This is a genomic window from Bradyrhizobium japonicum USDA 6 (genome assembly GCF_000284375.1).
Classification (GTDB): domain Bacteria; phylum Pseudomonadota; class Alphaproteobacteria; order Rhizobiales; family Xanthobacteraceae; genus Bradyrhizobium; species Bradyrhizobium japonicum.
Genome location: NC_017249.1, coordinates 9,145,648 through 9,165,914, shown reverse-complemented (window position 1 = coordinate 9,165,914; position 20,267 = coordinate 9,145,648). Strand labels below are relative to the sequence as shown.

General features: G+C 59.3%; 24 protein-coding genes and 2 pseudogenes. 11 read left to right on the top strand and 15 right to left on the bottom strand.

The genetic code is table 11. The features are described from left to right. Positions 1-538 precede the first annotated feature (538 nt). The gene (locus BJ6T_RS42180) at positions 539-796 is read right to left on the bottom strand and encodes a hypothetical protein (protein WP_014498629.1); all 258 of its coding nucleotides are present in this window, start codon (positions 794-796) and stop codon (positions 539-541) included. Between the two features lie 67 nt (positions 797-863). Here BJ6T_RS42180 and BJ6T_RS42175 point away from each other — a divergent pair, with 67 nt between their 5' ends. From BJ6T_RS42175 to BJ6T_RS42165, 3 genes are all read left to right on the top strand, one after another. Continuing rightward, the gene (locus BJ6T_RS42175; RefSeq protein ID WP_011090956.1) at positions 864-1,106 is read left to right on the top strand and encodes a helix-turn-helix domain-containing protein; all 243 of its coding nucleotides are present in this window, start codon (positions 864-866) and stop codon (positions 1,104-1,106) included. A gap of 114 nt (positions 1,107-1,220) precedes the next feature. Beyond that, positions 1,221-1,454, top strand: coding sequence for a helix-turn-helix transcriptional regulator (locus tag BJ6T_RS42170; protein WP_223153795.1), 234 nt, complete (start codon positions 1,221-1,223; stop codon positions 1,452-1,454). Next, on the top strand, positions 1,451-1,690 hold the full coding sequence (locus BJ6T_RS42165; protein ID WP_016846398.1) for a hypothetical protein: 240 nt from the start codon (positions 1,451-1,453) through the stop codon (positions 1,688-1,690). Before BJ6T_RS42170 ends, BJ6T_RS42165 begins: the two co-directional genes overlap by 4 nt. 3 nt (positions 1,691-1,693) lie before the next feature. On the opposite strand, the gene BJ6T_RS42160 is transcribed toward BJ6T_RS42165, so the two are convergent. Both BJ6T_RS42160 and BJ6T_RS42155 read right to left on the bottom strand, forming a co-directional pair. Further along, positions 1,694-1,936, bottom strand: coding sequence for a hypothetical protein (locus BJ6T_RS42160; RefSeq protein ID WP_014498627.1), 243 nt, complete (start codon positions 1,934-1,936; stop codon positions 1,694-1,696). Positions 1,937-2,254: 318 nt separating this feature from the next. After that, positions 2,255-2,533, bottom strand: coding sequence for a hypothetical protein (locus BJ6T_RS42155; RefSeq protein ID WP_014498626.1), 279 nt, complete (start codon positions 2,531-2,533; stop codon positions 2,255-2,257). Between the two features lie 307 nt (positions 2,534-2,840). On the opposite strand from BJ6T_RS42155, the gene BJ6T_RS42150 reads away from it, so the two are divergent. From BJ6T_RS42150 to BJ6T_RS42140, 3 genes are all read left to right on the top strand, one after another. Continuing rightward, positions 2,841-3,125: a DUF3892 domain-containing protein gene (locus BJ6T_RS42150; RefSeq protein WP_011090958.1), complete on the top strand. Its 285-nt coding sequence runs from the start codon at positions 2,841-2,843 to the stop codon at positions 3,123-3,125. 870 nt (positions 3,126-3,995) lie between these two features. Then, entirely contained in the window at positions 3,996-4,220 is a 225-nt protein-coding gene (locus BJ6T_RS47890; protein ID WP_154694125.1) for a hypothetical protein, read from the top strand. A 554-nt stretch (positions 4,221-4,774) separates the two neighbouring features. Further along, on the top strand, positions 4,775-5,002 hold the full coding sequence (locus BJ6T_RS42140; protein ID WP_223153796.1) for a hypothetical protein: 228 nt from the start codon (positions 4,775-4,777) through the stop codon (positions 5,000-5,002). A 385-nt stretch (positions 5,003-5,387) separates the two neighbouring features. Here the strand turns inward: BJ6T_RS42140 and BJ6T_RS42135 are convergent, their stop codons facing one another. Both BJ6T_RS42135 and BJ6T_RS42130 read right to left on the bottom strand, forming a co-directional pair. Further along, positions 5,388-5,591: a cold-shock protein gene (locus BJ6T_RS42135; protein ID WP_011090960.1), complete on the bottom strand. Its 204-nt coding sequence runs from the start codon at positions 5,589-5,591 to the stop codon at positions 5,388-5,390. Between the two features lie 16 nt (positions 5,592-5,607). After that, entirely contained in the window at positions 5,608-7,014 is a 1,407-nt protein-coding gene (locus BJ6T_RS42130; protein WP_011090961.1) for a hypothetical protein, read from the bottom strand. On the opposite strand from BJ6T_RS42130, the gene BJ6T_RS44980 reads away from it, so the two are divergent. After that, complete coding sequence (locus tag BJ6T_RS44980) at positions 6,926-7,171, top strand: DUF3892 domain-containing protein (protein WP_309248086.1); 246 nt, start codon at positions 6,926-6,928, stop codon at positions 7,169-7,171. The two genes, BJ6T_RS42130 and BJ6T_RS44980, sit on opposite strands and share 89 nt — an antisense overlap. A gap of 3 nt (positions 7,172-7,174) precedes the next feature. On the opposite strand, the gene BJ6T_RS44975 is transcribed toward BJ6T_RS44980, so the two are convergent. The 8 genes and pseudogenes from BJ6T_RS44975 to BJ6T_RS42095 all read right to left on the bottom strand — a co-directional run bounded on the left by BJ6T_RS44975 (position 7,175) and on the right by BJ6T_RS42095 (position 12,737). Continuing rightward, entirely contained in the window at positions 7,175-7,540 is a 366-nt protein-coding gene (locus tag BJ6T_RS44975) for a hypothetical protein (RefSeq protein ID WP_014498622.1), read from the bottom strand. 99 nt (positions 7,541-7,639) lie between these two features. Continuing rightward, positions 7,640-8,130, bottom strand: a pseudogene (locus BJ6T_RS49070) (HK97 family phage prohead protease). 108 nt (positions 8,131-8,238) lie between these two features. Then, positions 8,239-8,874 carry a hypothetical protein gene (locus BJ6T_RS47885; RefSeq protein WP_240537942.1) on the bottom strand — a complete coding sequence of 212 codons (636 nt, stop codon included), beginning with the start codon at positions 8,872-8,874 and terminating at the stop codon, positions 8,239-8,241. A gap of 8 nt (positions 8,875-8,882) precedes the next feature. After that, positions 8,883-9,416 carry a hypothetical protein gene (locus BJ6T_RS42110; protein WP_011090966.1) on the bottom strand — a complete coding sequence of 178 codons (534 nt, stop codon included), beginning with the start codon at positions 9,414-9,416 and terminating at the stop codon, positions 8,883-8,885. A 197-nt stretch (positions 9,417-9,613) separates the two neighbouring features. Next, positions 9,614-10,165 carry a hypothetical protein gene (locus tag BJ6T_RS42105; protein WP_014498619.1) on the bottom strand — a complete coding sequence of 184 codons (552 nt, stop codon included), beginning with the start codon at positions 10,163-10,165 and terminating at the stop codon, positions 9,614-9,616. Between the two features lie 400 nt (positions 10,166-10,565). Continuing rightward, positions 10,566-11,993: a phage/plasmid primase, P4 family gene (locus BJ6T_RS42100; protein WP_011090968.1), complete on the bottom strand. Its 1,428-nt coding sequence runs from the start codon at positions 11,991-11,993 to the stop codon at positions 10,566-10,568. Positions 11,994-12,007: 14 nt separating this feature from the next. Then, positions 12,008-12,343, bottom strand: a complete 336-nt coding sequence (locus tag BJ6T_RS44970) for a hypothetical protein (protein WP_161536874.1) — start codon at positions 12,341-12,343, stop codon at positions 12,008-12,010. Positions 12,344-12,356: 13 nt separating this feature from the next. Further along, positions 12,357-12,737 (bottom strand): bifunctional DNA primase/polymerase, encoded by a 381-nt coding sequence (locus BJ6T_RS42095; protein WP_014498618.1) that lies wholly within the window; start codon positions 12,735-12,737, stop codon positions 12,357-12,359. A gap of 163 nt (positions 12,738-12,900) precedes the next feature. Between BJ6T_RS42095 and BJ6T_RS42085 the strand changes: the two genes are divergently transcribed. The 4 genes and pseudogenes from BJ6T_RS42085 to istB all read left to right on the top strand — a co-directional run bounded on the left by BJ6T_RS42085 (position 12,901) and on the right by istB (position 18,363). After that, a protein-coding gene (locus tag BJ6T_RS42085; RefSeq protein ID WP_085967575.1) for an IS3-like element ISRj2 family transposase occupies positions 12,901-14,030 on the top strand; the annotation gives its coding sequence in 2 pieces (ribosomal slippage) (positions 12,901-13,153 and positions 13,153-14,030; 1,131 coding nt in all). A 1,188-nt stretch (positions 14,031-15,218) separates the two neighbouring features. Further along, the gene (locus BJ6T_RS42080; RefSeq protein ID WP_011084703.1) at positions 15,219-16,730 is read left to right on the top strand and encodes an ISNCY-like element ISBj12 family transposase; all 1,512 of its coding nucleotides are present in this window, start codon (positions 15,219-15,221) and stop codon (positions 16,728-16,730) included. A 170-nt stretch (positions 16,731-16,900) separates the two neighbouring features. Next, positions 16,901-17,603, top strand: a pseudogene (locus tag BJ6T_RS42075) (Mu transposase domain-containing protein); the annotation flags it as partial. Continuing rightward, complete coding sequence (istB, locus tag BJ6T_RS42070) at positions 17,500-18,363, top strand: IS21-like element helper ATPase IstB (RefSeq protein WP_011090918.1); 864 nt, start codon at positions 17,500-17,502, stop codon at positions 18,361-18,363. The pseudogene BJ6T_RS42075 and the gene istB, both read left to right, overlap by 104 nt. Positions 18,364-18,367: 4 nt before the next feature. Here istB and BJ6T_RS42065 read toward each other — a convergent pair whose 3' ends face one another. Both BJ6T_RS42065 and BJ6T_RS42060 read right to left on the bottom strand, forming a co-directional pair. Then, the gene (locus BJ6T_RS42065; protein WP_011090917.1) at positions 18,368-19,405 is read right to left on the bottom strand and encodes a hypothetical protein; all 1,038 of its coding nucleotides are present in this window, start codon (positions 19,403-19,405) and stop codon (positions 18,368-18,370) included. Continuing rightward, positions 19,368-20,036 carry a nucleotide-binding protein gene (locus BJ6T_RS42060; RefSeq protein WP_011090916.1) on the bottom strand — a complete coding sequence of 223 codons (669 nt, stop codon included), beginning with the start codon at positions 20,034-20,036 and terminating at the stop codon, positions 19,368-19,370. Before BJ6T_RS42060 ends, BJ6T_RS42065 begins: the two co-directional genes overlap by 38 nt. Between the last annotated feature and the right edge of the window lie 231 nt (positions 20,037-20,267).

Below are 20,267 nucleotides of genomic sequence, written 5' to 3'. Positions count from 1 at the left end.
ATGTTCTTCCAAGGGGATCAGCCCTGTATGTTTGTTAAACTTAAATGGGGAAGCTGTCGAGAACCTGATGACGACAATTGCCGCGCCAAGACAGCATGGCGCATGTGCCTGCGCGCTTCGCCGTCAACAGCCGATAGACCGAAGATTCAGAGACAAAATACTGCTCCTCATCGGTGAGGCGTACGGCCAGCTTTCGCGGCGAGGACTATCTCCAGCCAACATCTTTGTGAATCGACGCTGAACATTGACCCATCAAGCACTTGGGACGCCGATCGGCGTCCGGACCCCATATGGACCCCGCCCGATTGCAACGACCGACTTGATCAGGATCGACGGCCACAACTACTGACGTATATCCGGCTTCTTGATGCGGCTGGACAACGTCTTCGCCGCGAGCCTCGATGGTTTTCGCATGCTTCTGTGAATCGGCGCGGGGGTCCGACGCCGATCGGCGCCGGGGTCACTTTTCCGGCACTTGAAAAATCAAGACGTTAGCCCACGAGATAGACTGATTGAGGGGTCAAATTTCGATCCGCATTCACATACGATCGAGCCACTCCTGCTCGTAGGGCAATTCGTCGAGCAGCAGCAGGGCTTTCTTGCTCAGATCCCGCCAGTCTGCGGCGGGCGCCTCAAGGATCCTCTCCGCAATTCCGCATGCGGTGTGGGTCATCTCCTCAACGATCTCGCTGGGAAGCGGCCCACGGGCCAGGTCGGTCAATCGGCGATGGGTGTAGAGAAACTGCGAAAGGGTGGTGGGTCGTTCAGCGGACGGAAATGAGGCGGCTTGCAGCATTGGGCGGGTTCCTTTATTGTGCATCTATCACCTCTATGGTGACAAATGCACTATACAGGAATTAACCATGGTGACAAGTGCACAAATTAGGGCGGCGCGCGGTTTGTTGAACTGGACCGTTCGAGACCTTGCGGAGAAATCGGGTGTGCACAGAAACACCGTGACGAGGGTTGAGACCGACGCGACGGCACCGGGTCATTCGATAGCCGCCATCCGCGCCGCCCTCGAATCTGCCGGCGCCATCTTCCTGGCAGATGGTCAATCGATCGATGGCGGCCCTGGTGTGAGGCTGGCGAAACCGAAGGCCTAGCTGCCCACACCTATCGGGGCGCTTCGGCGCGTCCATAGGGATGTGGGTGCTGCCCTATTGTAAAGCCACACTCCCATTCCAGCGTGCGGCGGCAGCAACGATTCGGTGGCGCCCGTGTCGACCGTTGATCTCAACGCCCTCGCGACAGATCAGTATCTCAACGCCAAGCAAGTTCGCGAGCGCTACGGCAGCGTATCGAACACTTGGCTATTCCGGCGCATGCGCGATGCGGCCTTTCCGCAACCGTCGACGCGCCTCGGTGGCCGCACCAGGTTCTGGCTTCTATCCGAGTTATTGGAGTGGGAGCGGAGCAAGCTCCCTATTGACGCGGACAGCGTAGGCGAATGATGACCAAACGGTTCGCGATCCGCAGTGACGAACCAATCACGGTCGATACACTGGAGCGTTGCTTGGATTGTCTTGCGATCCTAATGGATCAGTCGCCACAAGGCGGTGAAGTCTATCTCCCGATCTTCGAGCGGCTTGAATCAGAGCTTGCCACTGCGAAAGCGAAGGAAGACATGATGGAGCGAGCGCGCGTTAGGGCCGCGCGGTTTATGCAAGAGCACTCGATTAAGAAGTAGCCGCTACGTCTTGGCTGACTTACGGAATTTTTCCGCATTCTCCGCAGCTACAGCTAAGGCCCGCGACAACTCAAGCGCCTGCTCCACTGTCACTTGGAAGTGAACGCCGACAATGCTTGCAATGACGAGCGTGATTTCGTCGTCCATCTGCTCAACACAGATCGCCGCCGATTCATTTAGTTCGATCTCAGCAATTAGTTCGATCTCAGCAATACGTCCGATGAGATCATCCGGTTCATTCGTCATGGCTACAATCCATCCGGCGATTGGGCTCGCGACTGGCGTAGGGTCCGCTCGACAGCAATTCGAGCCCAGAGAACACGAACTGGTCAACTACAAGAATTTGTAGTCGCACACCTACCGCAGTGACCGGCATGATTGCGGACCGTCGCAGCGGAGGCCGCAGACGCAATTTCGGAGGGGGATGTGCCTGCGGCCTAGGGGGAACTGATGAGCGAAAGCTTTAGGGTTGGTTTCGCGATAGCCATCACGGCAGCCGTAGTCGCAGGGGCGTTTTTTGCTATCCGTTTTTTGATTGGCTTTTACGGATAGGATCTCGCCGCCCTACTTCCACCCGAACCTGTCGCAAATCGATGCGATGATTTTGTCGATCGCTATCGCGATGTTCTCATCAGCATATTTTCTGGCCAGGGCGGCAAGTGCGACTATCTGAATCAGAAAAATGCAGATGACGGCCACAAATCCTAAGTGGGGAAATGTGGCCAAATCAATTAGCGTAATGCGCGCGCATATCCAGTAGAATCGTTCCTCGCGGCGCTCATCGGCCTTTTGAGCCCAACAGTCCTGGGGGGGGCGCGGGGGCGACTCGGCGTCGCGAAACATGCGAAACGACGCTGTCCCTGCCACACCCGCGCCGCGGTGAAGTTAGCGGCCACGTGACTCGGCGCCTCCATACCGAAGAAGCGCTGTCCCTATCGCGCGCGCCACTAACTTCCGTGGTCAGCCTTACCGCCTTGAGCTGCAAAACTGACCGCCCCGCCCCCGAGGGGGGGCATCAACCCGCGGGGGGCCCTCGCGTTGTATCGGCGAAAAGCCTCCCGGGCCCCTACCAGGATTGGTTGGGCTGCCTGGGCCGCCACTGAACGCTAAACTGGTCACCCAGCCTTTGCAGCACGAAGGAGAGAGCCCTGTGGTTAAACTCGCACGCGTTCGCTGCATCAATAAGACCGACAGGATGAATCCCCACGAGAGGATTGAAAGTGTCGGAGGTGAATATTCAAACGGAAGTCAATGGAAGCAGTCTGTCGTTCAGACGATCAGAGACATTGAAAGCGGCGAATGGGAGTTCTATGTCGAAGAAGACGGACTCATGGCTGGCGTGGTCGTGGCCGAACACAACGGGCACAAATACATCAAGACAACGGCGGACGGCGTTCAGCCAGACAATCTTCTTTCACTGGCTGAGTGCCCGTGATCCCCACTAGCGACGGCCTCCACGGCTAAGACCCCCTTCCGCGAGCTAACGCTTTTTCCTTCCGGCCGCCCTGCGCATCCCGACACGGAGCTTCAGGGCCGCCAGCGCGGCGGCGCTCGTCAAACGATTTGCGCTCGTTCCAATCGGCTACGGCGCGGAGACTCGCCGCACCGGCACCAGTGGAGATGGCCTGCTGCAGATGCGAATTGTTTATTCCCTCGGCCCGTTTCGGCTTCGATAAAGTGCGAGAAATTCTCGCACTTTCTCCAACGGCCATTTCTGCCTGCACCTGCTCCCAAATCTCCTTACGTCGCTTGATGTAAAACCTCTCGCACCTAGCCAACCACCGGACATTTGCGGAGAGCGAAGCCGTCTCTTTCCGGTGGACAGCCTTTGGTTGCGATAGCAACTTGGTCGTTTTTCAGGACGTGAGATTTGCTTATGCGCGATTAGCAACTGCCGTTTTCTCGCGTTTGCTCGGATTGCACCTCAAAGCGCGAACGAAGATCCTACCGCCGATTACTGTCATGCAGTGCGATTTTGACCGGTGCGTGATGCTGCTCTACATTTACACGGTCATAATGATCGAGTCGTGGCTCGATTTCTGGCTCGCGTCAGCCCAACGTCTCGCCCCAGCATGCTGCCCGTGCTGGGGTCTCTCTTTCGGAGACTGACTTGGAGTCCTGGCAGCCTGTCGGTCGTGATTGAAGCAAGACAGTCCGTCACCCTTTCGTCAGCTATCGCGAGCGCACCCAGTGCCTTTTATGACTAACCCGCACACCGCAAGCAGCGCGGGCGCGCTGGCGAAAGTCTCACAGGCATGCCACCCGAACCGGTTGGCACACACGCGGCTCTCCTAGAAGAGCGCGTATGCGTGCAGCGATCTTCCGCGCCTCCTTCGGCCCGAGGTTGGGTTTCAAGCTGTCGAGCCTCCTCGGCATTAGACGTCGCGATTTGGCGATCTGCTTGGCTCAAAGACTGATCGGCCGCGCTGGCCTGATTGGCTGCAAACACCGCAAGCGCTTGGGACCGCAGGGACGTGATTTGCTGCTCGAATATGTGCATCCATTGGCCTGTAGCTACCCTGTGTGGTGACGTCGCAAGCGATGGTGGCCAGCCTTCGCCCCTTGGATTGGCAGGGCTGGCCACCTTTGCTCCCGAGGGGCCCAAAATTCCCCCCTGGTGCCACCAAGGAGTATCGCTGAGAAGGACTGGAAGCACCTACCAGTACCAGTGGGTTGTCGCGCCCCCGCGTGCATGCCATATCAAAGTGCTCGGCCTGCAAATGTTCGAGCTGGCTCCGCTCATAGGAGTAACCGCCGTGCCTAGGACCGAAGTGGTAGCGGCAATCCAAGCATTCACGGACTACGTCCGTAGGCCAAGCCATACACCGGCAGAAGACACGTACGCGCCACAGCGAACTGAAGAACAGCTGGCCGATTGGCGATCCCGGGTTGAAGTTATCTGCTCAAAAATGGACGCGGTGGCGGATTGCCCTCTTTCGACCTTATCCGAATTCGAGGCGCTCAGACGCGAGATGGGGACAGATTTTCCCGCAACACCACCCGCTTTACTAAACCGTGTAGCGGACGCATTTTTACGCTGCGGGTCGGCGGATGCCGGCCCCTTAATCAGGACGGAGCCGGATGATGCCTAGCACATTCTCGCTGCACAAGATCGACGAAGCTATACGCGACCTCGAAGAAAAAGTTGCTCACGGTGCAGAAATCAGCCGCGAGGAGCTCGCGAGCGGCATTCTGCGGATTACGAAGCGTCTTCGAGATGAACTCGAAGCCGCGCTCAAGGTAATCGATAGCCTCAAGGATCACACCGGGCTCACGGTGGCAGCCGCGCGACCTAAACAGCGGGAACGTTAGCGGCCACGTGACTCGGTGCTTTGGGGTGGACCGATAAAGCGCTGTCCCTATCGCGCGCGCCACTAACTTCGCCCGGTCAGCCTCAAGGGAGGGAGAAGCTGACCGGGCAACGTATCCTCCGGACGAATGCCCTAGAGCAACTACCAGGATTGTGGGCGGTGACTTGGCAATCAGTCTCGGATCGCAGGCAGCGCCGTGGCGAGTCGCCATCGGCAACTTACTACCAAGGAAGGTACAGCGCGACGAACAGTACCAAGAGGATTAGAGCGCACGCCCACGCGAACAATAGCGCCTTATCCATCGGCCGATTCCGATCGATCTCCTCGGCCGCCCGCAGCGGCGTACCACTGCGGCCTTTCTGTTGAGCAACACAATGGGTGGTGCATCACTCGATTCGTAGATTTTCCGCCGACTCCTTTCCGCGATTTTTCACGATGTCGAAGCTGACTTTTGCGCCCTCTGCGAGCGAAGTAAAACCAGCCTTCTCAACCGCGGAGATGTGGACAAAGACGTCATTGCCGCCGGAATCCGGTTGAATGAACCCATACCCCTTTGTTGGGTTGAACCACTTCACTGTCCCAATTGCCACCTTACTTCTCCATTTTTCAAAAATGAAAAGTAGTGCGCGACTCCGACAAAAGAATGGCTTGTCGCGACGCGCGTCCGCAGGCCATACGGGTGGCACCGATCTTACATCCTCGCCAGGACGCTAAGCGCGTTCTGACCTGCCACGTTGATGTTGTTGGCGTTGGTGCCATCGCCCTGTTCGTTGGCTGAGAACACGTGCAAACCCAATAGTGGCGGAGCCGCGTACGCGGCTGCTCCACCGACCTGAGTAGTATTCGTCCGCCTGCAAGAACCCCCTGACCAATGAAAACGTTGGTCGCATCCACGCCAATACCGGAAACCGCGGCTGCTGAGTTCGTGACCAGACCAATGCGTGATGCATACGAAATCTGCGTCGCATCTTCGGCCAGCCCGAATACAGCCGACACCTGATTGCCTGCGGACGCTCTCGCCTGCCTCACGGTCGCGCTGGAATAGGTGTATGCGAGGCCGCTATCGATCGCCGCTGCGGATGCCGTCACGCGGTTATAGGCATTCCACACGCCGAGGTACCCAGCCACACCGCCAGACCCCGAACCGCCAAGAATCCAATCAAGTTGCGACGATGCATTGCTGCGCGTGGTGCCTCCGCGCCACGCTGCCGGCCCATTGGTGATGGCTTGATTGTTGAGCCAGATACCATTGACCTGGCCCAACGCCGTTCCAGCCGAGCGCACCGTGTCGCTTGTCCAGTCGGGACCGTGAGGCAGCCGCAGCGTACCGCTGTCGTTCCAGACAAACCAGTCATTGACCTTGCTGGCGCCGATCGCCGCGGGGTTCTTGGTGATGTCGGTCGTCGCGATCGACAACTCGGCAAATGTCGTCATCGTGAGTTTGGTGCCGTCATAGATTGGCACCTGATTGCCGTTGTAGAGCGCATAGTACAGCGTCGTTTTGGCGCTCTGCGTCGTCGTCATCACGGGCGTTGCGCTCACCAGGGTCAGGCGACCTTGCGGCGGAGACAGAACCCCGAGATTGCCACGTGACGTTTGAGCACTCGCCACGTCCGACAGATTGTTGGCGCTCGACAGATCACCAGCCCCAGGCTGGCCCACCACGTTGAAGTTCCAGTCCGCGAGCGTGCCGCTGCCGCCGGTCTTGTCGGACGTCATGGTCAGCGTCGTGCCGCTGTAGGTGACGAGGCCTTCCATCCAATTCGCCGTGTTCGCCGCCGAGCTAGCCCGCACGCGAGCGCCATTCTGATAGGCGAGGCCGGCCTGCGTGGTGAACGCTTTGGATCCGGTGCCGATAGCGAGCGACGTGGTCGAAGTGCCGCCATACGTGGGGGCGTTGGCCCCCGCAGCACCGGTTGAGCCCGTGGCGCCAGCATCCCCCTTCGACGCCAGCAATTGCCAGTATGTCGCATTCGGAGGCGTGTGGTTGGTGTGGCCGAGATCGGAGGTCATTCGATCGATCGAGAACGGGACCAATACATTCTTTACGTTGGTCGGCGGTAAGCGCGCGGACGTTGGCGTCGTTAGCGGCCCGAACGGAAAATATGTTCGAACTCACGCTGACGGCTACTACAACGATAACCTACTAGCTCTGCCGGAGTGTCCGTGAGTTTTAGTCAAGTAAATCGTCCGCCTCCTCTGCCGGCGCCCAACTGATCTTGCTCGCATCGGCCGGTGTCGCGCCCATACTGCTTAGGCACAGCCTCAGTAGGCTGAGCGATTTTGTACCCATCTCCGCGCCGCTTTGCAGGCGAGCGCGCAAGACTGATGCGATGGAGACAAGACAACGGTGAGATGCATTGAGCCATGGCAACTCGCTGGCGAATTCACGCCATGCATTGGCCTGTTGCTCGTTTAGCCAAGTGGGTGGAGCGCCGATTTCGGCACCGGTTGGATCGTTGCGTTTATAGCGGCCAGCATTGATGATGTGCCGGCCTTCAACCAGCGCCTTGGCGGCCGGCTTTCTTGGTCGTGGCATTTTGCCCCTGGGGTCCGAATTGCAGATGCGCGTGAAATGGGGGCCGCCGGTAGCTAGTGGCGGCAGTGGGAGGGATCTGACCCACCCCTCCCCCTGCGCTTAAAGGATGCCGCGGGCCCGCATCTTCGCTTCAACGCGCCGTCGTGCTGCCTGGTTGTTGCTGGATGCTCGACTGATCTGAGCTGAGGTGTCCTTGCCGTAGGCTCCCCACAGGACCAAGCTGATCTCGAAAAGTTTGGCCTCGGTGATGAGGCGCTTCGGAATGTCGCCACCGTCGTCCCACTCCTCGACAACTGGAGTAAACGACACGCTCACCTCGTTGACAGTGCCAAGGCCTCCTGCCCTAAAGGCGCATCAGGATGCGGCTCTAACGAGTAGTAGAGTCCGACGTTATCCGAACGTAGTTTGAGGGTGCCGTTGCTGATGCGCCCCAGAGGCCTGCTGACATCATGACTGCAAAGCGCGGCGACGTCTGGATTTTGCGCGATGTGCTTGTCGAATGCGCCGCGCGCGAAGCGTTCCTCGAAGAGCCCCGCGATGATGGCCGGCCGATTCCAGGAAATCGCGAATCCTGAGATGGTTTCAGCCATTGCGTTGCGTCACCCGCAATCGTTTCTCGCGTTTCGCTTGCATCAACTTGCGCGCAATCACGGCTGGTGAGTCCGAGCACTCGGAGTGTCGGCTTTCGCCAGGCATCTTTACACGGCGCCGAACTGGCTTTCGGTCGGCCACATCGGAAGTGCGTTCGGATCCCTTAGACATTGTGGCCCGCCTCCTTCACTTCCTTCAAAAGTAAAAAGCGCGGCCTTCGCGCCGATCGCCCAAGAAGTGCGCGCGCACTGGCCGCAGATAACCGAGGCGCACATCCTCGCGCTCCAGATCGTCCAGCAGCGCGTCGTGCTTTTCTCGGGCTTGGCTGCTTCCAACGCGCGAGCGGCCTCACATACCGCACCCAAACGGCGCTGGTACTCTGGCATCACGGTGAAGCACACGAGCTTGGAGGCTACGTTCCGCGCTTCGTCTGTGCGCCTATGCAGGACCTCCCGCGCTGACTCGATGTTTGCTATCTCCGTGGTGACTTCGCGGAGCTGCCGCGACAGATCGGCAATGCTGTCAGTAGGATCGTCACCAAGCAGCGCGGCCACGCCGGGCGAGATATGTTTCCCAAAAGCCGCCCTGCCCGCCTCGATCTTACCGCGCAGTTTCGAGCGCTCGCTGTTGAGCTTAGAGTCTCTCTGCTCCAATTCCACGCGTTTCGCGATCAGGTCGGCGTACGAGCTGTCGGCCTCCGCGAGGCTGGGGACGCGGAATTCGTCGGTGGTCTTCGTCTTCAACGGAGCCATTAGGCAACAACCTTTCCAAACAATGCATCAATGATACCGGCCACAGCGGCGACGTTGATGGTGACTGACTTGTGATGGCCATTGGATTGCCAGTGAGCGCAATGAGCGCCCGGCTGACTGAAGCGACTGACCGACCCATCAGGTTTGTGAATCGCGACGGCTCTACAATTGCAGGATACGGCAACCTGAGATTTTCGCGCCTCCGCGACGCCAGTGCGTGCGTCCTCGACCAAAATCGCAACAGCGATCGGCGCGTTGGGAATCGACTGCGGGGCCCCATCCAGGTTGACACTACCGGGTGTCATCGCGTGGTAGGCGCGGACCGCGTCAACAGCGGTGTGCAACTCGGTGTCAGAGGCGAGCGCAACAACGAGGTCGAGAACATTGTCCTCGTCTAGCTCAGGCGCAACGCCCGGTGCGCCGGAAGGCAAGATTCCGGCTTCCTGCAAACGCCTGGCGATTCCGGTGCTTCGCGAGCGCGGGAAATCAAGATGACGCTCGATCGCGTCGAGCACGTGATTCCAAGTGGCCATTGGGGCCGCTCTCCTTTCAGGATTGGAAATTGCGATTGGAGGGTTAAATAAAACGCCGCATGCAGCGGCTTCGCGGCTCAGGGCCGGGAAAAAGTGGCGACGCCGGGTGGTGGCCAGCGCGCCGAGTGCACGTCACGTCAGACCACAAATCGTGGTCTTCAAGGTGATACGTTCCCAACTATGGCGAAAACTGGATTTTAAGCCGCCAGCGCGATTTTCCTCCGGCGCGGCCTGTTCCTGCGAATGTCGGGCTCATTATCATTGGCCACCTGCGTCAGGAATCGCTTGGCGTCGATTGCCCGGATCATGGCGTCCTCAACGGCACCGAATTGCATGAGCCGAATGCCGCTTGTCGCCGGGGCGGTGCGGCCCGCAAGAAATTCAGCGCCCTCCGCAACTGCATGCGACCACCTGGAGTACGGTGCGCCCACGTCCTGCTGCCAATCCAGTAGCTCTGGCCTGGCGGGCTTGCCGGGCTTGTTGGGGGTGGCCGCCTGTTTGGTGCGGCGCTTGCCTTTGCTCTGGCGATATTGCTCGGCAGTTGAATGCCATCGCCCGTCCAAACCAAACCACTTGGACATATCCGCATTAAACGTCGCCCTCGCCGCCGCATCCAATTGCCAGCCATGGGCCGGCCCCATACCGGGGAAGCGGCGGTGTAGAATGCGGTTCAGCTCGCCAGGGCGCGGGCGGACCTCGGTAACATGGTCGGCTGCTATGGGTTGGTCGTTGTCGTTTGCGTGTTGCATTGGTTGTCTCTCGTGACGAGCGTACCTGACCGCTTCTGCGGTCTTGTGCGTCGGCATCTGCGTGCCGATCGAATAATCAAACAATCAAAAAAGTTATACGTAACTCGGCCACTGGTTCGGGCGGCTCGCGGGATCCAAGGGATTTGCTATATCCCCGCCCCATGTTTTGGTTTTCATTTTGCACTCGGAGATGTTTTCCTGGGGGCGCGGGTCCCTATGTGAACGGCGGGAGAGATCAGCTAGACCCCGCCGCCGTGCGCGGTGTGCGCGATGTGCGTGATTTTCACGTATGACTCTCTACACGCGCGCGCGAAGCGCCTATAATGGAAAAATCGCGCACATGTCGCACACGTAGCACCGACCATTGAAATCATTTCGTTTTCCCGTGCGCGATCCGTGCTCAATCGCGCACGCTAGGTTCTTTCTCGGCCTGCCTAAGCAGTTGCAGTCCGATATAGAGTTGTCCGCCGCGTACCCTTTGCCCCTTCTTGAAGCCACTCTTGGTCAGCGACTGGACAAATCCCTTCTGGCTTCCGGGGCGCTCGCCAGATGCTTCAGCATAATCGGTCCACGATTTGAACAGATCCGCGACGAAGTCTGAGATGCTACGATTGTCCGGCTCAACTCGGCAAGCATCCTTCAGCCACTGGCCGAACGTGTCTTGCTCGGCAAAATACGTTTCGGTCGCCTCAACAATAGATGCAGGTCGCACCAAACCATTGCGCTGCCAGTCCCGGCACCCATCAACCATCCACCGCAGAATGGCGGGCGCCTCACCGCGAAGCTTTGCTTCAAGTTCACGATCCGGCTTCGTCGGCTTTCGCGTGAACGGCACGATGTTGAATCGCCGCCGGGCTGCGGCGTCGACGCTATGCAGTGCTGGCTGGTGGTTTCCAACCACAAACAGTTTGAATTGCGGCTGGAACGTAAAGAAGTCCTGCCTCATAAAGCGCGCTGAAATCGCATCGCCGCCCGTCATCTGTTTTATTCGCGACTCGGCCCAAGCCCTGCCCTCCTCTGTCTCGCTGGCGCTGACTAGACGCGCACCGCGCAACATCGCCAAGTCTGTCGGGTGTCTGTCACTGCGGCTGGCAACGAACGTGTCCATTGACGCCGTAGTCGCATAATCGTGCAGAATATAGCTAGTGGTGTTGAGAAAAACCGATTTCCCATTACCGCCGTCGCCATGCACAAAGACAAGTGCATGTTCGCGCGTGTCGCCCGTAAGGCAGTAGCCGCACCACTGCTGCAGAAAGCGGATCATTTCACCGTCGCCGCCAGTCGCGTCTTGAAGAAATCGCAACCAAAGTGGACAGTCTGCCTGGGCAGACGGCGCGGTGGACGTTAGTTTGGTAATGCCATCTGCAGGGTCGGCAGCGCGCATTTTCCCTGTACGCAGATCAACGGTGCCGTCTGGCGTTCCGAGCAGAAACGGGTCGCGGTCCCAAGCCTCGATCGTGACGGCGAAGGTTGGGTCATTGCGAGCGAACCCCTCGACTCCTGAAGCGAATGAACGCTTTCGTATAGTCGCGAGCGCCTTCGGAGACAGGCCCTGTGACATATCGCGGGCCATCACCCTAACATGGTGAGCCGCAAGGCCGACTTCGTTCCTGCGCCAGTACGAACCATCCCATTCAAACCACGCGCCAGTGGAGTGGCAGAAGCGCAGCGTGTCTCGATAGGTGCTCGCGAATATATACGCAACACTATCCTCGGTTACCGAAGTGCCGGGATTAGATGCGGGTTTGTTGTCGTTGGCTGCGACAGGCTCCTCATCGCGGGCTTCAACGGTTGAATTGGACGCGTCGGTTTTAATTGCATTTTGCATTCAGCAATCGCCCTTCAGGACAAAGTTGATGTTGATCGACGCGCTGCGGCACGCCTGGCGGGTTGAGTAAGAAGACGAGCAACGCTGACTGGCTTGGTGTCATCGCCGCCGCCAACTCGTTTACGCAGCCACTCGGCGGCCTCTGACGCGGACATGCTGAGGCTGACTGAAACCATGTTGATCGGCGAGTAGCCGGCGTTTCCAGCCGAATAATCGACAATACCACTGGGCTGGATATTCAGCGCGCGGCCTCGCTTCTTCACCTTCGAGTTGATCGAGGGGCGGAAGGATGCAACAGCGTGGAAGCCGCCCTGGTACTTGCGCAGATCTTCGAGTCCAAGCTCCGGCACCCATGCATCGAGGCTAGCCAACGCGCGGCGTTGATGTGTCAGCCCACGGGTGGTCACTATCGACTACCACCGGGCCGCGGTCACTGGCTTTGCTGGCTGGCTTAATCAGCGTCCCGCGCTCGGCGAAGTACGCCTCCGCCCGAGCCAACAATTCGTCGATCGCCTCTGGTGTGATTTCCGGAAGCTCGGCCAACGGTGTTTCGGCCGGCGAACCGTTGAACCATTCGTAAGGTCGGCCCGTATCGGGATGCGTTCCGAACGCCACGAATTGCGTGCGTTCACCAAACGCCTCGACCTGACACTTGGCGCCGTTGATCAGGTAGGCGCCTGTTGCGCGCTTCTCGCGAGGCTCGGTGGCGCGGAATGCGAACAGGGTCTTCGGTGCCTTGCCCATCCGATACGGCGCTCTGTCCGACCCCGGCAACTCCATCACCATCGCGCGGATAGCGTCGGCAGTCTCAGCGTCCGGAGAGCTGGCCTCGCAAATTCGGACAGTAGCTTGAGTGGATTTTCTGCCTGACAGCGGCGAGGATTCTTGCTGCGAATCAGGAGCGAAGATGACGAAGAAGAGCCGCCGGACGCATTCTCCGGCATTCAAGGCGAAGGTTGCTTTGGCTGCGGTCAAAGGAGACAAGACACTGGCGGAGCTGGCGCAACTGTTTGATGTTCATCCGAACCAGATCACGATCTGGAAAAACCAGCTCCTGGAAGGCGCCGCCGGCGTGTTTGGGCATGACAAGACATCGGCCGAGACGCCGGTCGATTTGAAGGCGTTACATGCCAAGATCGGCGAGCTGGCGTTGGAAAACGATTTTTTGTCCGGCGCGCTCACCAAGGCGGGCCTGCTGAGCGCAAAGCGATGATCGACCGCGGTCATGATCTTTCTATCGTGCGCCAGGCGAAGGTCCTGAAGCTGGCTCGCAGCACGGTCTACTATGAACCTCGGCCAGTTTCGGCCGAGGACCTTGCCTTGATGCGTCGGCTCGATGAGCTGCATCTCGATTATCCCTTCGCGGGAGCGCGTATGCTGCGATCGTTGCTGCGGCGGGAGGGCGTATACGCCGGTCGCCGCCACATCGCGACGCTGATGAAGCGCATGGGGATCGAGGCGGTCTATCGTCGCCCGAACACGAGCAAGCCGGCTCCGGGTCACAAGATCTACCCGTACCTGTTGCGCGGATTGAAGATCGAGCGGCCCGACCATGCGTGGGCAATGGACATCACCTACATTCCGATGCGGCGTGGCTTCGTCTATCTCGCGGCGGTCGTCGATGTGTTCAGCCGACGGGTCCTGGCCCATCGCGTCTCGATCACAATGGAGGCGGCCTTCTGCGTCCAAGCGGTCCAGGAGGCGTTGGCGAAGCACGGCAGACCCGAGATTTTCAACACGGATCAGGGCAGCCAGTTCACCAGCCTCGAGTTCACCGATGTGCTGCTGGACGCGAAGATCGCCATCAGCATGGACGGCAAGGGCGCCTGGCGCGACAACGTGTTTGTCGAGCGGCTCTGGCGCACGGTCAAATACGAAGAAGTTTATCTCCGCGCCTACGACAGCGTGTCCGAGGCGCGAGCGTCAATTGCCAAGTATCTGGCCTTCTACAATCAGGGACGCCCTCACTCGAGCCTTGACGGGCGCACGCCCGACGAGGCTTACTTCGGCACGCAAGCTATGGTGATGGCCGCATGACCGTCGCCGACGATTTTGTCGTCGCTCTGGTCGGGCTACGCCCTCCCGACGCAACGACAAAATCGTAAAGCCCCGCGTTCAGCATAACCCGGCAGGAATCCACTTAAATCCAGCGCGGCGCTGTCCAAACAACCGGGGCCAGCTCTGAGGTCGAGGGCCGCGTCAAGGCGATCAGCGGTAACCGCAGACGCATTTAAAGTGGTCATGGGTGTGGGAATTTTCGGTTAGCGTTGCCGCTGAGCGGCTGCATTACCTCGGCTATGAGCCGATGACGGACAAGGTGTCCGTCAGGCAGTCACGGGCGCGCCCTCGAATCGCGCAACGTCGCCATGAGTGGTACATAGCAGAACGGGACCTCAACCGCAATACGAAAAGTCAAATCAAGTTTTGTTACAAGTTGTATAGTTATGGGTTTGCGCTCTACCGCCCCTCATCGACTCGTTAGTTTCGGTAGCCGAGTCGGCTACCGACCCAAAAAGTAGATACACCGCGTAGATACACGTCGAAACGGCAAGATTTTAACATATTGAAATATAATAGGAAATCTCATCATTACCTGTGGTTACATTCCGCTAGGGAGCGCCATTTAAAGAAAATAATACAATAAAATCAGCTAGATAGCCCCAGAGGGCCATTCATATTACACACCTGTTTGCACATCATTGGCATGATGACCGCAATGCTCTTTCTGTCGTCAGCGCCGCGAAGCGGCGGAATGCCGCCATTAAAAGCAGCCGATCTCCGAGTTGGGGCAGTCGCTCTCGAAATGGAGGATGGGGAGAAGCGGTAGTGGCACGTCAAGCTGCATTGCCGCCAACTCTGCCGCCGCGCCTAATCGATCGTGAGGCCTCCGCAGCATATGCCTCGGTTAGCCCGAACACGTTTGACCTTCTCGTGACGGCGGGAAGCATGCCCAAGCCGCGGGTCATTCCGGGTACGAGACGACTGGCTTGGGACGTTCGCGAACTCGAGCGCGATCGACGCTCTGCCTCACCACGGGGAAGAGCACGCGACCGGCGTTGACGCCGATGTTGGTTGGGAGAGGTAGGCCATGCCTCGCAAACTGCCACCAAACGTCGAGCGCAACGTCGTCAAGGGGCGCATTGCCTCGCCTTAATTGTTACCGGATCCTAAGCCGTTGCCTCACGTAAATTGCTCCCCTGGACCGGGAACGAGCGAGGGGCGGAGATGGGGTGGCTAAGCATGGCAACGCGGAAGGAACTGACGGCGGCGGCAGGCGTGCGCTATCGGCGGTCGGATCGCGCGAAGAAGGCGCGGATATTGGACGAGTTCGTCGACATCACCGGATTCCATCGGAAGCATGCGATGCGTCTACTTCGAAACCAGGAAGGCGTACATCCGGGCCGACGGGCGCGACGTCGGATATATAATGAAGCAGAACACACCGCACTCGTGCTGCTTTGGGAGGCGTCAGACCGCATCTGCGGGAAGCGACTGAAAGCATTAATGCCCGCGCTGATTGAGGCGATGGAACGGTACGGGCACCTCGACCTTGCCCCTGAGATTCGCACCAAACTTTTGGCGATGAGCGCTGCGACGATCGACCGCGCCTTGGTGCGGGTTCGAGAAAAATTGGGTCGCAAGCGCCGGCGGCACGCGGGGCATTCCCTGCGTCGCAGTATTCCAATACGGACTTCGGCAGATTGGAATGATCCGGCGCCGGGATTCGTCGAGGCCGACCTTGTAGCGCATAGCGGTCCATCTGCGCGCGGCAGCTTCATCCAGACCCTCGTGCTCACCGACATTGCTACCGGCTGGACAGAGTGCGCACCTCTGATCGTGCGCGAACAGACGCTGGTGAGCACGGTGCTGACGGAATTGCGCAAGCAATTGCCTTTTGCGCTGCTCGGCTTCGACACGGACAATGACACCGTGTTCATGAATGAGACGTTGAAGGCCTACTGCGAGGCGGCCAACATTGTCTTCACGCGTTGCCGTCCCTACCGGAAGAATGACCAGGCGTTCGTCGAGCAAAAGAACGGCGCCGTCGTGCGCAGGATGGTCGGCTATCGTAGGTTCGAAGGCCTGGAGGCGGCCAAGCTACTGGCGGAACTCTATCGGTCAGCGCGGCTGTTCGTAAACTTCTTCCAACCTTCGTTCAAACTGTTAGCCAAGCAGCGCGACGGTGCTCGTGTACGTAAGACATACAGCGCGCCGGCAACACCCCACCAGCGCCTGTCAGCGGACGCCCGCACGCCTGATGCGGTCCGCCACCATCTCCAGGAAATCTATACCGCTCTCGATCCGGTCACGTTGTTGCGCGACATCCGCGACGTGCAGGAGCGCCTCGCGGCGCTCGCGGATATCCAACCATCCGCCCATCCTGCTGCGGCATCACAATCGATTGATCGCTTCCTGGCAAGCCTGCGAACGGCCTGGAAGGACGGCGCCACGCGCCCGACGGATCGGCCAATCGTGAAGGCTAAAAGGGGCCGGCGTCGTCCCGATCCGCTTATCCGGGCAACGTCAGATTTGAGAAAATGGTTTGAAGCCGAGCCTTGGCGGACCGGCAGCGAACTGCTCTCGCGCCTGCAGGTGGAATATCCTGGAGACTATCCGAACAAGCTTCTTCGAACCCTTCAACGTCGGTTGAAATCCTGGCGCAGCGAGCAAGCGAATGCGCTGCTGTTTGCTTCAGAAAAAATGCCGCCAGGGCATGAGGTCACAACACCCCAATGACGTGCGAGGTGCCAGCGGAGGAGGCCGGGCGCTCCGAAACCCCGGCCATCTCCGCACCCGGCCTCCTCCTCAACTCAGGCCAGGAGCAAAATAAATGAGGCAACTGATCGCGCCCGGGAGCATCGATATGTGAGGCAATACGCACTTCCATCCTGTTCGCCGCGCGGCACCCTAGGCTCGTTCCCTATGCAGGGCGATTTGACGGCTTCCATGCGGTGACGGCGTCGGTCTCGAAGACCTGCCTGGTGCGCTTCGACAACAACAAGTACTCGGTCGCAGCCAGTGCAGTCGGACGACCGGTCGAGGTTCAAGCCTATGCCGATCGCATCGTGATCCGCCAGGATGGACGTATCGTTGCCGAGCATCAGCGATCCTTTGGCCGCGGCGATACCGTCTACGACCCTTGGCATTATGTGCCGGTGCTCGCCCGCAACCCCGGCGCCTTACGCAACGGCGCTCCCTTCAAGGACTGGGTGCTGCCGGCCGCGATCGAGCGGATCCGGCGCAAGCTTGCCAGCATCGACGATGGCAATCGGCAGATGGTCGACATCCTCAACGCGGTGCTGACTGACGGTCTGCCTGCGGTGGAAGCGGCCTGTGCCGAAGCGCTCAGTCACAGCGTTCATTCCGCCGATGTGGTGCTCAACATCCTGGCCCGTCAACGTGAGCCAGCCCCGCCGGCCAACATCATGACGCCAGCCGCCCTGACGCTCCGTCATGCACCAATCGCCGATTGTGCCCGCTACGACAACCTTCGGAGGACCAACTGATGGAACGAACTCAAATCTTCGACCTCATGGGCGAGCTCAAGCTCTATGGCATGAAGGCTGCCTTCGACGAGATCATGGCAACTGCCGTCAAACGTCAGCATGAACCCCAGCGCATCGTTGGCGATCTACTCTCCGCCGAGATCAACGAGAAGCAAGCCAGATCTATCAAATACCAGCTCACCATTGCCAAGCTGCCGCTTGCCAAGGACATTGCCGACTTCCAGTTCGACGGCACGCCGATCAATCAGACGCTCGTCAATGATCTTGCTGGCGGCGGCTTCGTCGCCCAACAGCGCAACGTCGTGCTGGTCGGCGGCACCGGCACAGGCAAAACCCACCTGGCCATTGCCATCGCAAGAAGCTGCATCCGATCTGGTGCCCGCGGCCGCTTCTTCAACGTGGTCGACCTCGTCAACCGCCTCGAGACCGAGACCCGCAATGGACGGCAGGGACGGCTTGCCGAGCATCTGACCCGGATGGACTTCATCGTGCTGGACGAACTCGGCTATTTGCCCTTCGCCCAGTCCGGTGGCCAGCTTCTCTTCCACCTCGTCAGCCGGCTCTATGAGCGCGCCTCCGTCATCGTGACCACCAATCTCGCATTCGGCGAATGGCCCAGCGTGTTCGGCGACGCCAAAATGACCACAGCGTTGCTCGACCGATTGACCCATCACTGCGACATCGTCGAGACCGGCAACGATAGCTGGCGGTTCAAAAGCCGAGACGACGATCACGCCACCCGCGCTCGTCTCGCCTCCGCTATCCCGGCCAGCTCCGACGAGACGAGCGCTACCAGCAAACCCCGCCGCGGAAAGGGGTCAAAATTGGACGCCGATGAAGGGTCAAATTTGCAAGCCGATTGACACTTTACACTTCTGGATCTGAAATGCGGGTCAGCATCCTCACGTGCGGTCCCGCCCGTTTGAAGACCGGCTCCCAAAACGCATAGGCGTTCTCGACGAAACTCGCGGTTACGGAGAACTTCGTGAGCGCCGCCCGATATGCGGCCTGGCGCCCGCAGCCCTGTCCCTCGACAAGGTGCCAGATGAACTGAGCGACCTGGCGCGTGTACGTGCTCGGACGACCTCGGTGGTTGGGTACGATCTCAAGTCGCTTGGTCCCGGTGTCACGCGTCTCCGGTTCGGTGATATTGGCAAGCCAAATGAAGATTGATGGATCAATGCTCGCGGGATAGCCGTCGCGCTTGAGCTGCTGATTGATGATAGAGAACGCGCTGGCGGCTTCCCTGAAGCACTCGCTCAGGATGAAGTTCGCCTGGTTCTCCAGCTTGCCGCTCCGAAGATCGTCGAGCAATCTGACCGCCTCGTCGGTGAGCCGCCGCATATATCGCGGTTGCGACTGTCCCGCGCTGTCGGCTGGTTCCTTCTGCATGATTAATTCGGCCGCATCCGCGCGAAACCCCGTTGCGGCTTCTTTGAGAACGGTCAAAAAATTGCTTTCAAGTCCGGAAGCGACGACGGTTTTCGACGCCGCTTCGCCTCCCACCCGCGTCTCTACGAGGCCGTTTGCATGGTCCAAGGCAGCATTCAGGCTGGCTTTGATGTTTTCAGAAGCTCTGTCTTGAGAGTCTTCGGCAACCTTCACCATCATCTCGGTGGTAGTGTCGGAATCTAGGAGTTCGTCCTTGCGCGGCGCCGCCGCATTCCGAGATTCAAGCACCGCAACGGGACTCGGAGCCGTCGCTTGCCTTGCAAGAATTGTTTGATCAGACGTATTCGGGCCTGAGTGCTCCGATCGCAGATTGGAAGCAGCAATCCCGCGGGGCAGCACAAACAGGCCATCGTCAACGGCTCGGCTCGCCGCCGCGGTAAGCTCCACGAGCGAGCGTCGCGCGCAGCGCGTCTGCCTAGTACGCGGCTTTTTCGTTTCTTGCGTGTGGTTCATGATCTGACGACCCCTCGACAAGCTTCTTCAAGATCCAGCGCCACAGCTCACGAACTTCCTCCGAGGCTCTTCCCTCTTGTGCAAACTCCGTCACGCCTAATCCTGCCCCAAGCGCGTCCTGATGGTCATTGCGCTGTCCGACATAGGGAAGCGCGAGCACCCCGAGCGAATTGAGCGACGTCGCGGCTTCACTCACGCGGCAGCCCCGCGGTGGCGTCTGAGCGAGGACGAAAGCAAATCGGCGGTTGAGCCTACGAATAGCAATCAGCGTCGGTATCGCAGCTTCGATGTCGGCGGGACTCGGACGCACCGGGATCAGGCAAAGATCGGCCCTCGCGATGGCGCGCATGGCCAGTGCATTGTTCGTGGCGGCGGTATCGATAACCGTAAGCCAGATCCCCTCGGCTTCAAGGCTGACGAGCGCCCGTTCTATTTCGGCCGAATCAGCGACCCGAACGACCCGGGGATCGGGATGGCGGCGCCGCTCTTTCCATTTTGAAATCGTGCCTTGTGGATCCGCCTCGACAATTGCGACGCGCTCCCCGTTCCCCAACGCTGCGACTGCAATTCCGACCGCCAGCGTGCTCTTGCCGCTTCCGCCTTTTTGGGTGACCAGAGCAAGGACATACATCTTCTACGCGTCCCGGACGACAACGACATGAAACGCACGAGTCGTCGACATCGAGCCTACCCTTCCCGATGGTGGGTCGCATCAAGAGCGAACGTGGAAATCGCAGCCAAATCGAGGCCCAGCCATTAACGATATACCGCGCAATACGTCGGCCAAGGGCCGCGAGAATCACCACGACGTGGCTTTGTAAAATAGCCCATTATTCGGCCGTGTCACGGATCTTCGCGAAAG

Excerpts from the sequence above, each read along its gene's own strand:
- BJ6T_RS42175 (WP_011090956.1), top strand. The coding sequence starts at position 864 with ATGGTGACAAGTGCACAAATTAGGGCGGCGCGCGGTTTGTTGAACTGG.
- BJ6T_RS42080 (WP_011084703.1), top strand. The coding sequence starts at position 15,219 with ATGGGGTGGCTAAGCATGGCAACGCGGAAGGAACTGACGGCGGCGGCA.
- istB (WP_011090918.1), top strand. The coding sequence starts at position 17,500 with ATGGAACGAACTCAAATCTTCGACCTCATGGGCGAGCTCAAGCTCTAT.
- BJ6T_RS44975 (WP_014498622.1), bottom strand. The coding sequence starts at position 7,540 with ATGCCACGACCAAGAAAGCCGGCCGCCAAGGCGCTGGTTGAAGGCCGG.
- BJ6T_RS42110 (WP_011090966.1), bottom strand. The coding sequence starts at position 9,416 with ATGGCCACTTGGAATCACGTGCTCGACGCGATCGAGCGTCATCTTGAT.
- BJ6T_RS42165 (WP_016846398.1), top strand. The coding sequence starts at position 1,451 with ATGATGACCAAACGGTTCGCGATCCGCAGTGACGAACCAATCACGGTC.
- BJ6T_RS42160 (WP_014498627.1), bottom strand. The coding sequence starts at position 1,936 with ATGACGAATGAACCGGATGATCTCATCGGACGTATTGCTGAGATCGAA.
- BJ6T_RS42140 (WP_223153796.1), top strand. The coding sequence starts at position 4,775 with ATGCCTAGCACATTCTCGCTGCACAAGATCGACGAAGCTATACGCGAC.
- BJ6T_RS42095 (WP_014498618.1), bottom strand. The coding sequence starts at position 12,737 with ATGGGCAAGGCACCGAAGACCCTGTTCGCATTCCGCGCCACCGAGCCT.
- BJ6T_RS42180 (WP_014498629.1), bottom strand. The coding sequence starts at position 796 with ATGCTGCAAGCCGCCTCATTTCCGTCCGCTGAACGACCCACCACCCTT.
- BJ6T_RS42130 (WP_011090961.1), bottom strand. The coding sequence starts at position 7,014 with ATGACCTCCGATCTCGGCCACACCAACCACACGCCTCCGAATGCGACA.
- BJ6T_RS42065 (WP_011090917.1), bottom strand. The coding sequence starts at position 19,405 with ATGAACCACACGCAAGAAACGAAAAAGCCGCGTACTAGGCAGACGCGC.
- BJ6T_RS42100 (WP_011090968.1), bottom strand. The coding sequence starts at position 11,993 with ATGCAAAATGCAATTAAAACCGACGCGTCCAATTCAACCGTTGAAGCC.
- BJ6T_RS47890 (WP_154694125.1), top strand. The coding sequence starts at position 3,996 with ATGCGTGCAGCGATCTTCCGCGCCTCCTTCGGCCCGAGGTTGGGTTTC.
- BJ6T_RS42060 (WP_011090916.1), bottom strand. The coding sequence starts at position 20,036 with ATGTATGTCCTTGCTCTGGTCACCCAAAAAGGCGGAAGCGGCAAGAGC.
- BJ6T_RS42105 (WP_014498619.1), bottom strand. The coding sequence starts at position 10,165 with ATGCAACACGCAAACGACAACGACCAACCCATAGCAGCCGACCATGTT.
- BJ6T_RS42155 (WP_014498626.1), bottom strand. The coding sequence starts at position 2,533 with ATGTTTCGCGACGCCGAGTCGCCCCCGCGCCCCCCCCAGGACTGTTGG.